The sequence below is a fragment of the Nitratireductor soli genome (assembly GCF_001050155.1).
GTDB classification, from domain to species: domain Bacteria; phylum Pseudomonadota; class Alphaproteobacteria; order Rhizobiales; family Rhizobiaceae; genus Nitratireductor; species Nitratireductor soli.
The window spans coordinates 30,856-45,052 of the sequence record NZ_LFVY01000007.1 but is presented as its reverse complement, the minus strand read 5'-3'; the positions used below and the strand labels follow the sequence as shown (position 1 = coordinate 45,052).

Sequence of the window (14,197 nt, the reverse complement as noted above, 5' to 3'; positions counted from 1 at the left end):
GAACGGTAGCCAGGGCACCGATATCCCATCAATGCCTAAAGCTAATACGTTTCTCATATTTTTGTCTACAATGTTTTTGCTATTGCATACACATTAGGCAATAGGCTAACTTTTGGACACAGGTAAAGTATGAGAGCCGTATCCGGTCGCGCCAGGGAATCCGCACCGGACAATCACATCGGATGGAGTCTATGAATGCTGCGCCCTTCGGCATTTGAGTATCACAAGCCAGAGACGCTCGATCAGGCCCTGGCGCTGCTTGCGGAGTTCGGCGATGAGGGCCGCCCGCTGGCCGGAGGTCAAAGCCTGGTTCCGATGATGAACCTTCGCCTCGCCCGGCCCCAGCATCTGGTCGACATCAACGATCTCGGCCTCGAGGCGATCGAGCGCGACGGACCGATCCTGAGAATCGGCGCGCTTGTCAGGCACGAACGCTATCTGACGGATCCGCTGATCGGCGCGCTCATGCCGGTCTTCCAGGAGGGCGTACACTATATCGGCCATCCGACCATCCGCCGCCACGGCTCCATCGGCGGCAGCCTGGCGCATGCCGACCCGACGGCAGAGCTACCGCTGCTTGCCGTATTGTATGACGCGCAGATCGTTGTCCGCTCGGTGAACGGGGAGAGGCGGGTCGCCGCCGCCGCATTCTTTCACGGCGCCTATATGACGGCCATCGATCCAGGCGAAATGATCGTCGCGGTGGAATTTCCCATCCCGCAGACGGCCGCGGCCGGCGCATTCATCGAAGTCGGCGAACGGCGCGGCGATTTCGCGCTGGCCGCCGTGGCCGTGCAGTTGGCCATTGACGGCGGACGCATCGGCACAGCCTCCGTGGCCTGTTCGGGCGCGGCGCAGCATGCGATCCGCCTGCCCGAGCTGGAGCGCGCGCTCATCGGCAAGCCACTCGGGGAGCCCGCACCCGAAAACGAGATTGCACGCATCGCGGGCGCGCTCAAGCCGCCCGGCGATCACGCCGCCAGCGCCGATTATCGACGGGCTTTGCTCAAAACCTTGCTGACCCGCGCCACCGCCACCGCTTGCGCGCGGGCCCGGGAGATCTCTTGATGAACGTCACTCTGACCGTAAACGGAACCCAACGCACGATCACGGTTGAATCGCGGCGCCTGCTGGCCGATGTCCTGCGCCAGGAATTCAACCTGTCCGGTGTGCATATCGGCTGCGCGCATGGCGCCTGCGGATGCTGCACAGTGCATGTCGATGGGGCTCCGAAACTCTCCTGCCTGACCTTTGCCGGGCAATGCGACGGCAAGTCGATCAGCACCGTCGAAGTCCTGGGCGGGGTGGAAGCCGAACACCCGCTGCAGGCCGCCTTCCGCAGCGAGCATGGATTGCAGTGCGGTTACTGCACGCCGGGCTTCGTCATGACGCTTGCCCCCTTTGTCGATGACCGGGTCGCGGAAGGCCGGATGCCCGACGATCTGGAAATTCGCGAGGCGATGAGCGGCAATATCTGCCGCTGCACCGGCTATCACGGCATCGTCGCGGCGGTTCGCAAGGCCATTGGCGATCGATTGGCGAAAGGCACACAGGCATGAGCCAGAAAATGGACCGGCCCAAACATGTCGGCGCCCGCATCCAGCGGTTCGAGGACACGCGGTTCCTTTCGGGAACGGCGCGCTACATCGACGACATACGCCCGCCGAACGTGCTGCACCTGAGCTTCGTGCGTGCCCAGGTCGCGCACGGAAAAATCCTCGACATCGATACGTCCGGGCTCGAATTCCTCGATTTCCCCGTCCAGTTCTTCACCGGGGCTGACATCGGCGACCTGTCGATCAAGGCGCATCAGGATTTTCCCGAGATGCAGTATTCCGAGCAGCCGCTTCTGGCGCGGGAGCGCGTCCGCTTCGTCGGCGAGCCGGTGGTTGCCGTTCTGGCCGACGACAGCTACCAGGCCGAGGATGCGGCCGAGATGGTGTTCGTCGATTATGAGCCGCTTCCGGCCGTCGCGACCATGGCCCAGGCACGCGATCCGGAGGTCCCAGGCCTGTTCGACGGCTGGAAAACGAATGTCTTCATCGAACGGCAGATGAAGGGAGGCGACATCGCCAAGGCGCGCGCCGAGGCGGCGCATGTCTTCACCCGCACCTACTCCACGCAGAGACAGGCAGGCGTTCCCATGGAAGGCCGCGGCGTGGTCGCCGAATACAATCCCTCCGACCGCATGCTGACCGTCTGGTCATCGACGCAGATCCCCCATCTGCTGCGCACCTATCTGTCCGAGGAACTCGGCTGGCCGGAATCGCGCCTGCGCGTGATCGCGCCCGATGTCGGCGGCGGTTTCGGCGTCAAGGGCCAGGTCTTTGTCGAGGAAGTGCTGGTGCCCTGGCTGGCGCTGAAAACCGGCCGTCCGGTCAAATGGATCGAGGACCGGCGCGAGCACCTGACCGCCAGCATCCATGCGCGCGACCACCAGCACACGCTCGAAGCCTACGTCTCGGCGGACGGGCGGCTGCTTGGCCTGAAGGCCGACATCAGCGTCGATGTCGGCGCCTATTCGACCTTCCCGTTCACGGCGGCCGGCGACCCCGGCATGGCGGCGAAAGTGATGCCCGGACCCTATGATTTCCAGCATTACGAAGCGACCTTCCGGGCGCTCGCTTCCAACAAATGTCCGATCGGCACCTATCGCGGTGTCGGGCGCCCCTCGGCGGTGTTCGCCCAGGAGCGGCTGATGGACGACATCGCCAAGGAACTCGGCCTCGACCCGATCGAATTCCGCCTGAAGAACATCATCCGCGAATTCCCCTACAAGAACGCGCTCGGCTTCACCTACGATCCCGGCAGCTACGCCGAAACCCTGGAGAAAATCCAGGAGCTGGTTGCGCAGGACCGTGCAGCAGCGCTGGCATCGCGCGGCGACCCGAACAAGCGGATCGGCGTCGGGCTCGCCTGCTTCGTCGAACAGACCGCCCACGGCACGCCCGATTTCACGCGCCGCCGCGTGCCGATCGAGACCGGCTACATCGCCGCGCGCGTGGAAATGACGCCCGACGGTCAGGCAATCGTCGAGGTAGGGCTGCAGAACCACGGCCAGGGCCACGAGACCGTGTTTGCGCAGGTGGCGGCGGACGCGCTGGGCATCGCGCCGCAGCACGTCCATGTACGCCATGGCGACACGCTGACCACCCCGTACTCGGTGGGAACCTGGGGCAGCCGGGGTGGCGCCCTGGGCGGCGGAGCGGTGCACATGGCCGCCGGCAAACTGGCCGACAAGCTGAAGGCAATCGCCGGCCACCTGCTCCAGGCCGATGCGAAAACCATCGTGCTGAAGGACGGCCTGGCCCATCCCGAGGGGGAGCCCGGCCGGCACGTCGCGGTGGCAAAACTGGCGCGCGCAGCACTACGCAACGTCGGCGAACTGCCGCAAGGCATGGAGCCGGGGCTTGAGGCCCAGGTGTCCCTGGACGGCCCGGCGGACGGCACCTATGCAAACGCCGTCCACGCGGCGGTGGTCGAAATCGACATCCACAGCGGCAAGCTTGAGCTGAAACGCTTCGTCGTGGCGGAGGATTGCGGCACGATCCTCAACCCGCTCGTCGTCGACGGCCAGGTGCGCGGCGGCGTGGTGCAGGGCATCGGCTCGGCCTTGTTCGAGCATTTCATCTATGACGAGGACTGCCAGCCGCTGACCACCACCTTCGCCGACTACCTGATGCCCCTCGCCCCGGAAATCCCCGACATCGAGCTGCACCATTTCGAAACCCCGACCCCCCTCACGCCGCTTGGCGCCAAGGGACTGGGAGAAGGCGGCGCCATCGGCCCGGCCGCGGCGATTGCCAACGCGGTGGCGGATGCGCTGCAGGTGGAGGTGCAATCCACCCCGCTCAACGCCAACGCCGTGTGGCGGCTGAGCGCGCACGCGCGCGGCGATCTTCACGATGGATAACGGCGTCTCGGTCTTGATGCCGAGGGGCGGCTGAACGCGCGCCGGGCAACAAGGACCTCGCTTCGACATGCGCGGTCTGCCTGAGGTCAGCTTTCGCCCACCAGGCGAACAAGTGCTGCGAGCACCAGGGCGGCGCCTTTCTCGATGTCCTCCCAGTCGGTCCATTCGTCCGGGGCATGGCTGACGCCGCCCCGGCTGGGCACGAAGAGCAATGCGGAGGGGCACAGCGTCTGCATCGTCTGCGCGTCGTGGCCGGCGCCCGAAGGCATGTCGAGCGATGCCACGCCAAGACGGTCGGCCTCCTGATGCAGAAGGCCGATCAGGTCGGGATCGAGCGCCACCGGCGCCATCCGGCTGTGTTCGTCGATGGCGTATTCCAACCGGTTTGCCTCTGCCGCGTCTGCGACGACGGCACGCATCGCTTGTTCGAGCGCCCTGATCACCGCGTCGTCGGTGTCGCGAATGTTGACGACGAACTCCGCCTTTCCAGGCACCGTATGGATGAAATTCGGATGAATGTCGGCTTTGCCGATGGTGATACGGCTGTTGTCATGGCCGTGCCTTTGCAGCACGTGTGGAACGGCGTGCGCCACCGCCGCGAGACCGGCCAGGGCGTCGGCCCGCATATGCATCGGCGTCGTGCCGGAATGATTGGCGGCGCCTGCAAGGCGGACGGTTAGATTGACCACGCCGGCCACGGTGTGGACGATGCCGATCGGAATTCCCCGGTCCTCCAGCACCGGACCCTGTTCGATATGGAGCTCGAGAAACGCCCTGACCGAACCGGGAGCCCGCGCAGCGCCGAGCGTGCCGCGCGGATCGAGCCCGCAATCGTGCATCGCTTCGACAAGCCTTGTCCCGCCCGCGTCGGTTGCGGCATCGACCCACGCGGCCGTTGCCACGCCGGCGATCGCCTGCGAACCCAGCATGCCGCCGAAACGCCCCTCCTCTTCGGCCGTCGCCACCACTTCGACGGCCATGGCCGGTTCGATGCCCGCATCACGCATCGCGCGAACGCATTCGAGAGCGACGCAAACGCCGAGGACACCATCGAACGCGCCACCCTCGGGCACGGTGTCCAGATGCGAGCCGACCAGGACCGAGGGCCCGTCCGCCGGCCCGAAACGGCCGAAGATGTTGGCGACGCCGTCGCGCCTGACCGTCAATCCGTCCTTGCGCATCTCCTCCATGAACCACGCCCGCACCGCCATGTCGGCCGGCCCGTAGCCAACACGGTTGAAGCCGCCCGTCTGCGGGTTGAATCCGAAGGCATTCACACCGTCGAGCAAAGACCTGAGGCGGCTGGAATCGATGTGTGGATTTCGCTTGGACATGTGTTTTGCCTCGTTTTCAAACACTTGCGGGGATCGACGGCGCATGGCCTGAGATGACTCGTAATTTATTATGATAAAAGGTTGCCTTATTGAAGATTATCAGAATTAATTGACAAGCGCGAACGGAGGACCATCGATGAAAAAGCTTCTGGCAGCCGCCATCACCGCCGCCGCGATGCTTCTGGCATCACCGGCGCTTTCGCAAACACCGCCGAATGTGCTTGTCGTCGGACAGATCGCCGAGCCGAAATCGCTCGACCCGCACGCCGTGACGGCGGTCAACGATTTCCGCATCCTGGTGAACGTCTATGACGGCCTGACCCGCTACAAGGACGCAACGCTCGAAGTCGAACCGTCGCTTGCCGAGAGCTGGACGATTTCCGATGATGGAAAGACCTATACGTTCAAGCTGCGCCAGGGCGTCGCCTTCCATGATGGCACGCCGTTCAACGCGGAAGCGGTGAAATTCAACTTCGACCGCATGCTGAAGGAAGACCATCCGTTCCACGACACCGGCCCGTTCCCGCTGGCCTTCTTCTTCTCGGCCGTCAAAGAGGTCGCCGCCGTCGACGAGGCGACGGTCGAATTCAAGCTGAAGGAGCCCTATGCGCCCTTCCTGTCGAACCTCGCTTACCCAACCGGCCTGATGGTCTCGCCTGCGGCCGTTGAACAATACGGCAAGGATTTCGGTCGCCATCCGACCGGCACCGGCGCCTTCAAATTCGCCGAATGGGACGCCAACGCCAAGCTGGTGGTGACCCGCAACGAGGATTACTGGGACGGCGCGCCGCCGCTCGAAGCGGTCATCTACCGGCCGATCACCGACGCCAACACGCGCATCGCCGAGATGCTGTCGGGCGGGCTCGACGTCATGGTCGAGGTGCCGCCGGACAGCCTGCAGCAATTCCGCGACGATGCGGCCTTCACCGTCTACGAACAAGCCGGCCCGCATGTCTGGTTCCTGATCCTCAACATGAGGGAAGGCCCCTTCGCCAAGAAGGAAATCCGCCAGGCGGCCAACTACGCCATCAACAAGAAGGCGCTGGTCGACAACATTCTGCAGGGCACCGCCGAAGTCGCCGCCGGCCCCACGCCGCCGGCCTTCGCCTGGGCTTACAACGAGGCGCTCGAGCCTTATCCCTATGATCCCGAGAAGGCGAAACAGCTCCTGGCCGATGCAGGCTATGGTGGCGAGGAACTGATCTTCTATGTCACCGAAGGCGGCTCCGGCATGCTCGATCCGATCGCCATGGGCACGGCCATCCAGGCCGATCTCCAGGCCGTCGGCATGAAGGTCAAGATCGAGACCTATGAGTGGAACACTTTCCTCGGCAAGGTGAACCCGGGGCTCGAGGGCAAGGCGGACATGGCCGAAATGGCCTGGATGACCAACGATCCCGACACGCTGCCCTTCCTGACGCTGCGCACGGAGGCCATGCCCGACAAGGGCGGTTTCAACTCCGGCTACTACGCCAACGAGAAGGTCGACGAACTGCTCGACAAGGCACGGGCCGCGACCGACCAGGACGAGCGCGCCAAACTCTACAAGGAGATGCAGGAGATCGTGCGCGAAGACGCGCCCTGGGTCTTCGTCGCCAACTGGAAGCAGAACGCCGTGACCGGCGCCACTGTCGAAAACTTCAAGCTGCAGCCGTCCTTCTTCCTGATGCTGCAGGACGTGGCGAAGCCTTGATGGCGCGGGAGCGTCGATTGAACGCTTCGTTCCGCCCCTCATCCGCCTGCCGGCACCTTCTCCCCGCAAACGGGGAGAAGGAGGATACCCACAACGCCGGTGCCTCCTCCTGTTCACCGGGAGAGGGTGAGGAGCAGTATCGCTCCGCAATCACAAAGAGGCTACAGCCATGGCTGCCTACATAGCCAAACGCCTCCTGGCCGCGATTCCCGTTCTGTTCGGGTTGTCGATCATCGTCTTCCTGATCATGGCGATGATCCCCGGTGACCCGGCAACCGCGATCCTCGGCTCCTATGCGACACCGGAAAATGTCGCCAGGCTCAACGCCGATCTCGGCCTCGACAAGTCTCTCCCACAGCAATATCTGATCTGGCTCGGCAATCTCCTTCAGGGCGATCTCGGCCGCTCCTACGCACTCAACCGGCCGGTTCTGGACGAAGTTCTCGAGCGCTTTTCCGCCACGCTGATCCTTGCCGGCACGGCGCTCGTCCTGTGCTCGATCCTCGGTCTCCTGGCCGGGGTGATCTCCGCCGTGCGCCAATATGGCCTGGCCGACAAGCTGATCACCGTCCTGGTGCTGATCGGCATTTCCACGCCGTCCTTCTGGCTCGGCCTGCTCCTGATCCTCGCCTTCGCCGTCAAGATCAGGCTGTTCCCGGCAAGCGGCATGTACGCCATCTATGGCGGCGGCGACCTGCCGGACCTGCTGCATCACCTGTTCCTCCCGGCGCTGACGCTTGCCGTCGTCGCCACCGGCGTGATTGCCCGCCTGACCCGCACGGCGATGCTCGAAGTGCTGCGCCAGGACTACATCCGCACAGCGCGCGCCAAGGGCCTGACCGAGCGCCGCGTCATCTACCGCCACGCCTTCAAGGCGGCGCTGGTCAGCGTCATCCCGGTGATCGGCATCCAGGCCGGTTTCGTGCTCGGCGGCGCGGTCTACATCGAGACCGTGTTCCAGTGGCCGGGCATCGGTTCGATGCTCGTCAACGCCATCTCGACGCGCGACCTGCTTCTCGTGCAGGGCGGCGTGCTGGTGGTCGCGGCGACCTATGTGCTGTTCAACCTGGCTGCCGACGTCGTGCAGACCATCCTTGACCCGAGGTTGCGCTGATGAGCGACACTGCCGCCCCCGCCATGCCGGCCAGGAAAAAGCGTGGCGGCGGCCGGCCGAGCGCCTTGCGCCTGCTGCTCAACAACACGCTTGCCACGACCGGTCTCCTCGTTCTGGTCCTCATCATCCTGATCGCCCTGGCCGCACCCTTTCTGCCCTTGCCCGACCCCGACGTGACGGCCCCGGCAGACCGTCTGCTCCGGCCGTTGGCCGACGGGCATCTGCTCGGCACGGACGCGCTCGGCCGCGACATCCTCTCGCGGCTGATCTGGGGCGCGCGGGTCAGCCTGGCCGTCGGTATTTCGGCAACCCTGATCGCCGCCTTCTTCGGCTCGCTGATCGGCCTGGTGGCGGGATATGCCGGCGGGCGTGTCGATGCGCTTTTGATGCGCGGCATCGACATGGTCATGGCCTTCCCCTACATCCTTCTGGCGCTCGCCATCGTCGCAGCCCTTGGGCCTGGCCTGCTCAATGCCCTCTATGCCATTGCCGTGGTCAACATTCCCTTCTTCGCCCGCAACATCCGCGGCATCACCATCGGCCTGTCGCGCCGCGAATTCGTCGACGCGGCGCGCCTGTCGGGCAAGTCGAACGCGCGCATCCTGTTCGGCGAGGTGCTGCCCAATGTCCTGCCGATCATCATCATCACCATGTCGACGACGATCGGCTGGATGATCCTCGAGACGGCAGGTCTGTCCTTCCTCGGCCTCGGCGCGCAGCCGCCACAGGCCGATCTCGGCTCGATGCTCGGCGATGGCCGCAAGATCCTGTTCACCGCTCCCCATGTGTCGATCATTCCGGGCTTGATGATCTTCGTTCTCGTCATGAGCATCAACCTGTTTGGCGACGGCGTGCGCGACGTGCTCGATCCGCGCCTCAAATCAGGCGCACTGACACGTCCCGTGGCGCGCACCGCGGTCGAGCGCGCGCGTGTTCCCGAACGGCAGCCGCACAAGGACAACGTGCTCGACGTGGTCGACCTCAACACCCAGTTCCATATCGGCAGCAGCGTCTATCGCGCGGTCGGCGGCGTCGACCTGCACCTGAAGCAGGGCGAATGCCTGGGTATCGTCGGCGAATCCGGTTCGGGCAAGTCCGTGACCGCCATGTCGCTGATGGGCCTGGTGCCCACACCGCCGGGCCGCATCACGGGCGGGGCCGCCTGGCTCGAAGGCGAGGATCTGTTCGCCGTCAGCGACGAGCGCATCAGGCAGTTGCGCGGCGCCGATGTCAGCCATGTCTTCCAGGACCCGCTGTCGACGCTGCATCCGCTGTTCACCGTCGGCGACCAGCTCACCGAGGCGATCATGGCGCACAGGCCCATCAAGCGCTCGGACGCCGACAAGCGCGCCGAGGAATTGCTGCGGCTGGTGCGCATCACCAATCCGACTGAGCGCCTGAAGGTCTATCCGCATGAACTGTCCGGCGGCATGCGCCAGCGGATCTGCATCGCCATGGCGCTGGCCAACGACGCCAAGATCATCATCGCCGATGAACCGACCACGGCGCTGGATGTGACAGTGCAGGCGCAGATCCTGTCGCTGCTGGACACGCTGCGGCGCGAAAGCAATGCTGCGATCCTGTTCATCACCCATGATTTCGGCGTCGTGTCTGCCGTCTGCGACCGCGTTGCGGTCATGTATGCCGGCCGCATCGTCGAGACGGGAAGGACGCAGGACGTGCTTGAAAATCCGGCGCATCCCTACACGGGAAAACTGATCGATTGCGTGCCGGTTCTGGGCCAGCCGGAGCGGCGCCTCGACGCCATCGAAGGCCGACCGCCCGTGGTCGACAATCTGCCCGCGGGCTGCGCCTTCGCCGACCGCTGTCCGCGCGCCCAAGCCGATTGCCGCGCCGGCGAAATCACCTTGTCGCCGTTTGGCGAGGACCGGGCCGTGCGCTGCCTGCATCCGCTTGAAAGGGGGGCAGCCCATGCCTGAGGCGGCGCTTCTCCAGATCGACAATGCCGAACGCGTCTTCGGCGGCGGACGCACCTTGTTCGGCAGAAGATTGCCGGCGGTCCACGCGGTGCAGGGCATTTCGCTGGATGTGAAGAAGGGCGAGACACTCGGCGTCGTCGGAGAATCCGGCTGCGGAAAATCGACGCTTGCCCGCCTCATCGTCGGGCTGGACAGGCCGACGGCCGGATCGATCACCTTCGACGGGCGCGATCTGGTCGCCGAGGCCAGGAGCGATCCGCAAAAGCTCGCCCGGCGCGTGCAGTACGTGTTTCAGGACCCGGTCGCCTCGCTCAACCCGCGCAAGACCATCCGCAGCATCCTGGAGGCGCCGCTGCGCCATCTGCTCGGCCTCGACAAGGCGGCGCGCGCGGCGCGGCTGAAGGAGCTGATGGAGGCGGTCAATCTGGCGCCGGAGTTCCTCGACCGCTACCCGCATGAATTCTCCGGCGGCCAGGCGCAGCGCATCGGCATCGCCCGCGCGCTCGCCGCCGACCCGGAACTGATCGTCCTCGACGAACCGGTCTCGGCGCTCGACGTGTCGGTCCAGGCGCAGGTGCTCAACATCCTCGACGGCCTCAAAGCGCGCTTCGGCCTGACCTATGTCTTCATCAGCCACGATCTCTCGGTGGTGGAGAGCGTCAGCGACCGGGTGGCGGTGATGTATTTCGGCCGTATCGCCGAGATCGGGCCGGCCAAGCAGATCTTCGCCGAGCCGCGCCACCCCTATACGCACCTCCTGTTGAGCTCGGCTCCGACCCCCGGCAAGCGCTCGCTGATCCCCGAGGACGCCAACACCGAATTGCCCGATCCCTATGCCCCGCCGCCCGGCTGCGCCTTTCACGCGCGCTGCCCGCGCGGAACGGACACATGCCTTGCCGCGCATCCGCCACTGGAGCCGGCCCCCGGCCAACCGTCGCACCTCACTGCCTGCTATCATCCGATCGAAGGGGCGGGACATGCCTGAACCGGACACAGGGGCCGCCGCGCCGATGCCCTCACGGCTTTCCGCCATCCTGAAGCGGCGCAAGCGGCCGGACATCATCGCCGACAAGGTGCGCGACATGATCATCGCCCACCGCCTTGTCCCGGGTGACCGCGTGCCGCATGAATGGCTGTTGCCACAAACACATGGAGCGTCGCGCGGGACATTGCGCGAAGCGCAGAAGATCCTCGAGATCCAGGGCCTGACGACCAGCAAGACCGGACCGGGTGGCGGTGTCTTCGTCTCCCGCGTCGGCGCCGACCAGGCGATCCGCCTTCTCGACAACCTGTTCGTCTTCCAGCCGCCTTCCATCGCCGACATCTACGCGATCCGCAAGGAACTGGAGCCACTCATGGCGGCGAGCCTCGCGGGAAAACTGTCGCCTGACGCCTTCGCCGCGCTCCAGGAAACGATCAGGCTCTACGAGGACGAGGCGAAAACCGTGGAGGAGGAGTATGCCCAGCGGCTCGCCGAACTCGACTTTCATGTCGAACTGGCGCGCCGTGCCGACAATGTCCTGCTCGGCTTCGTGTGCATTTTCCTGGTGAGCCTCCTGCGCGACATGACGACCTGCCGCGCGATCTACCAGGAGGCAAACCCGACATTGCGGGAAACGGGGCTCAACTACCAGATACGCCTGCTGCGCGCCATCAAGGCCGGCGACGCCGAACGCGCCTTTCAGGTCATGCGCGAACACATGACCGCCGCTGAGGCCTACATGCTGGAACGCGCCGAAATCGTCCGTGGCTGAGGCTTCGGCAAGCGCCTTCCGGCACCCGCCACCGGGCGCTCCAGGGCGCATTCCGCATCTGGCAGACCGGTGTTTCCCCTGGATTTGTGTATCCTGCGACCGGCAGGGCCATTGATCGGTGAAATTCTTGACAATAGAAGTCATATTTATTAGGGACACCTGAAGCCAGGTTGCGCCCACGCACCAAGCCACATCATCTTGCGGGACATGAGGGGTGCGATGCGGAACCGGGTTTGGCCATATGTTTTATCGGCTTGTTTCATTTCAACGGCGGCCTGGGCGCAGGAAGACGTTCCCGAGACGGGCGAGGCGACGCTTCTCGACCGTCTTCTTGTCACGGCCGGTCGTGACGAGCGTTCCATCGCCAGCGTCGCTCAATCGGTGCAGGTCCTCGACAAGGACGAGATCAAGGAGGCGATGAGACTATCGCCCAACGCCAACGATCTCGTCTCGCGCCTCGTCCCCGGCTATTCGCCTTCGAACCAGACCATCTCCGGTGCGTCGGAAAATTTCCGCGGCCGCAATGTGCTGATCATGGTCGACGGCGTGCCGCGCAACACCCCACTGCGCGACGTTTCGCGCATTCTCTCGCTGATCGATCTGAACACCGTCGAGCGCATCGAGGTGGTGAACGGCGCCTCGAGCCTCTACGGCGCGGGCGCCACCGGCGGAACGATCAACTTCATCACCAAGCGCGGAACCAGCGACAAGCCCACCGTCACCCTGCGCACCGGCGTCACAGCCTTCACCGGCAATCCTGGCCGCTCGGCGGCGCCCGAGGCGAGCGTCAGCGTCGAGGGGCGCAAGGGCGATTTCGACTATTTCTTTTCGGCCAACGGCGAACTCACACGCCGCACCTATGACGGGCACGGCAACGAAATGGCGTCGGACGCCATGCTGGGTCAGGGCGGCGGCGACCGGACCGGCTCGGCCGGCCTGTTCGGTTCGATGGGTTACGAGAACGGCTCCAGGCGCTTCGAAATGAGCTTCGACTGGACCTACGCCAGGCAGAAACCCGACTGGTTCACCGATTACGGAACCGACCCGGTTCGGCCTGACTTCTCCGCTCCCTACACGGGGAAGCCGCTCGATGAGGATTCCAAATACCTGACCGGCAAATACACCGACAGCGACTTCGCTCTGGGCGCGCTGGAGGTGAAGGCATTCTACAACAACATCAACAAGCGCTCGCCGTTCACCAGCTTGTCGTCCGTCAACTCGATGGTCTATTATTCCGGCAACCCGCTCAGCCCCACCGCCTGGTTCAACCAGTCGGCGCTGGAAGCGCAGCGCGCCGGCCTCAACCTGACCGTCAACACGCCGATCGATTTCCTCCATGACGGCGCCACGCTGACCTGGGGCGCCGACTATACCTATGACGACACGAAGCAGAAGCTGACCAATGGCGACGACGCGATCGCGCCGATGTCGCAGCACGCCCTGTCGGCGTTCGTCCAGGCGGAAGTGCCCATCACCGATCGTTTCCGCATCCAGGGCGGCGTGCGCTTCGACCAGTTCTTCCTGACCGTCGACGATTTCACGCGGCCGGCAGCCGCGATCTACCCGGCCACCTCGCTCGCCCATCTCTACCCGGCGGTCAACGTCGCCGGTGGTTCGTTCGACTACAACGCCTTCACCTTCAATGCCGGCGCCGTGTTCGATGTCACAACGCAATTGCAGCTTTTCGGCAGTTTCTCGCAGGGTTACACGCTGACCGACATCGGCGCCTTCACCCGTCGCGCCGGCGTCACCTCCATCGCCGAGATCTGCGATGCGTATGGTGCGCTGGCGGCTATTTATGGCTGCTCGGGCGTGCCGGACTTCGCCATCAGCTACAGCGACATCGCGCCCAAGCCACAGCTCGTCAACACGTATGAGACCGGCCTGCGCGGCGACTGGGGCCGTTTCCGCGGCGGCATCAGCGCCTATCTCTCCACCTCCGATGACGGCGTCAACTACGATGTCGCCGCAAACCGCGTCAGCCAGCAGAAAGAGCGCATCTGGGGCGTGGAGGCGACCGGCGCCTACGACGTCAACGACGTCAACGACATCTTCACGGTGGGTGGGCTGCTCGCCTATCAGGAAGGCAAATACGATGCGAACCGCGACGGCGCGATCGGCGATGGCGAGTACCTTCCCAACAACCGCATACCCTCGACCTGGAAGGGCCTTGCCTATCTGACGGCCTCGTTCGGCGACGGGTTCAAGGCGCGCGGCGAGATCGAATATTTCTCCGGGCGCGACCGCGTCGCGGGCAAGGATCTCGATGGCGCAACGCTCGTCAATCTCGCCGTGTCGAAGGAATTCGCCAATGGCGGCGAACTGAGCGTCGCCGTCCGCAACGTCTTCGACACGTTTTACATCAACCCGACCGCCACAGCCACGCGCGGCGCACCGGTGCCCGGGCTCGGCCGGTCGATCTTCGCCGCCTACACACAAACTTTCTAGG

Annotated in this window: 10 protein-coding genes; 9 read left to right on the top strand and 1 reads right to left on the bottom strand. The window is 64.7% G+C overall.

Going from position 1 to position 14,197, the window contains the following annotated elements; all coding sequences use genetic code 11:
- Window positions 1–195: 195 nt before the first annotated feature.
- The 3 genes from AB843_RS10085 to AB843_RS10075 are packed head-to-tail and all read left to right on the top strand — an operon-like array spanning window position 196 to window position 3,913.
- Window positions 196–1,068, top strand: a complete 873-nt coding sequence (locus AB843_RS10085) for an FAD binding domain-containing protein (RefSeq protein ID WP_048646723.1) — start codon at window positions 196–198, stop codon at window positions 1,066–1,068.
- Window positions 1,068–1,559, top strand: coding sequence for a (2Fe-2S)-binding protein (locus AB843_RS10080; protein WP_048646722.1), 492 nt, complete (start codon window positions 1,068–1,070; stop codon window positions 1,557–1,559). Before AB843_RS10085 ends, AB843_RS10080 begins: the two co-directional genes overlap by 1 nt.
- A complete protein-coding gene (locus AB843_RS10075) occupies window positions 1,556–3,913 on the top strand; it encodes a xanthine dehydrogenase family protein molybdopterin-binding subunit (RefSeq protein ID WP_048646721.1) in 2,358 nt (785 codons plus the stop codon). The genes AB843_RS10080 and AB843_RS10075 overlap by 4 nt, the downstream gene beginning before the upstream one ends.
- An 86-nt stretch (window positions 3,914–3,999) precedes the next feature.
- Here AB843_RS10075 and AB843_RS10070 read toward each other — a convergent pair whose 3' ends face one another.
- Window positions 4,000–5,247, bottom strand: a complete 1,248-nt coding sequence (locus tag AB843_RS10070) for a Zn-dependent hydrolase (protein WP_048646720.1) — start codon at window positions 5,245–5,247, stop codon at window positions 4,000–4,002.
- 136 nt (window positions 5,248–5,383) lie between these two features.
- Between AB843_RS10070 and AB843_RS10065 the strand changes: the two genes are divergently transcribed.
- From AB843_RS10065 to AB843_RS10040, 6 genes are all read left to right on the top strand, one after another.
- A complete protein-coding gene (locus AB843_RS10065; RefSeq protein ID WP_048646719.1) occupies window positions 5,384–6,940 on the top strand; it encodes an ABC transporter substrate-binding protein in 1,557 nt (518 codons plus the stop codon).
- A 169-nt stretch (window positions 6,941–7,109) separates the two neighbouring features.
- On the top strand, window positions 7,110–8,054 hold the full coding sequence (locus AB843_RS10060) for an ABC transporter permease (RefSeq protein ID WP_048646718.1): 945 nt from the start codon (window positions 7,110–7,112) through the stop codon (window positions 8,052–8,054).
- Window positions 8,054–9,994, top strand: a complete 1,941-nt coding sequence (locus AB843_RS10055) for a dipeptide/oligopeptide/nickel ABC transporter permease/ATP-binding protein (protein ID WP_048646717.1) — start codon at window positions 8,054–8,056, stop codon at window positions 9,992–9,994. The genes AB843_RS10060 and AB843_RS10055 overlap by 1 nt, the downstream gene beginning before the upstream one ends.
- Window positions 9,987–10,979 carry an ABC transporter ATP-binding protein gene (locus AB843_RS10050; RefSeq protein WP_048646716.1) on the top strand — a complete coding sequence of 331 codons (993 nt, stop codon included), beginning with the start codon at window positions 9,987–9,989 and terminating at the stop codon, window positions 10,977–10,979. Before AB843_RS10055 ends, AB843_RS10050 begins: the two co-directional genes overlap by 8 nt.
- A complete protein-coding gene (locus AB843_RS10045) occupies window positions 10,972–11,748 on the top strand; it encodes a FadR/GntR family transcriptional regulator (RefSeq protein ID WP_048646715.1) in 777 nt (258 codons plus the stop codon). Before AB843_RS10050 ends, AB843_RS10045 begins: the two co-directional genes overlap by 8 nt.
- A gap of 219 nt (window positions 11,749–11,967) precedes the next feature.
- The gene (locus tag AB843_RS10040) at window positions 11,968–14,196 is read left to right on the top strand and encodes a TonB-dependent receptor (RefSeq protein WP_048646714.1); all 2,229 of its coding nucleotides are present in this window, start codon (window positions 11,968–11,970) and stop codon (window positions 14,194–14,196) included.
- Window position 14,197: the final 1 nt, after the last annotated feature.

What these genes read in the sequence shown, in the direction of transcription:
- AB843_RS10085 (WP_048646723.1), top strand. Translation starts at nt 196, where the DNA reads ATGCTGCGCCCTTCGGCATTTGAGTATCACAAGCCAGAGACGCTCGAT.
- AB843_RS10080 (WP_048646722.1), top strand. Translation starts at nt 1,068, where the DNA reads ATGAACGTCACTCTGACCGTAAACGGAACCCAACGCACGATCACGGTT.
- AB843_RS10075 (WP_048646721.1), top strand. Translation starts at nt 1,556, where the DNA reads ATGAGCCAGAAAATGGACCGGCCCAAACATGTCGGCGCCCGCATCCAG.
- AB843_RS10070 (WP_048646720.1), bottom strand. Translation starts at nt 5,247, where the DNA reads ATGTCCAAGCGAAATCCACACATCGATTCCAGCCGCCTCAGGTCTTTG.
- AB843_RS10065 (WP_048646719.1), top strand. Translation starts at nt 5,384, where the DNA reads ATGAAAAAGCTTCTGGCAGCCGCCATCACCGCCGCCGCGATGCTTCTG.
- AB843_RS10060 (WP_048646718.1), top strand. Translation starts at nt 7,110, where the DNA reads ATGGCTGCCTACATAGCCAAACGCCTCCTGGCCGCGATTCCCGTTCTG.
- AB843_RS10055 (WP_048646717.1), top strand. Translation starts at nt 8,054, where the DNA reads ATGAGCGACACTGCCGCCCCCGCCATGCCGGCCAGGAAAAAGCGTGGC.
- AB843_RS10050 (WP_048646716.1), top strand. Translation starts at nt 9,987, where the DNA reads ATGCCTGAGGCGGCGCTTCTCCAGATCGACAATGCCGAACGCGTCTTC.
- AB843_RS10045 (WP_048646715.1), top strand. Translation starts at nt 10,972, where the DNA reads ATGCCTGAACCGGACACAGGGGCCGCCGCGCCGATGCCCTCACGGCTT.
- AB843_RS10040 (WP_048646714.1), top strand. Translation starts at nt 11,968, where the DNA reads ATGCGGAACCGGGTTTGGCCATATGTTTTATCGGCTTGTTTCATTTCA.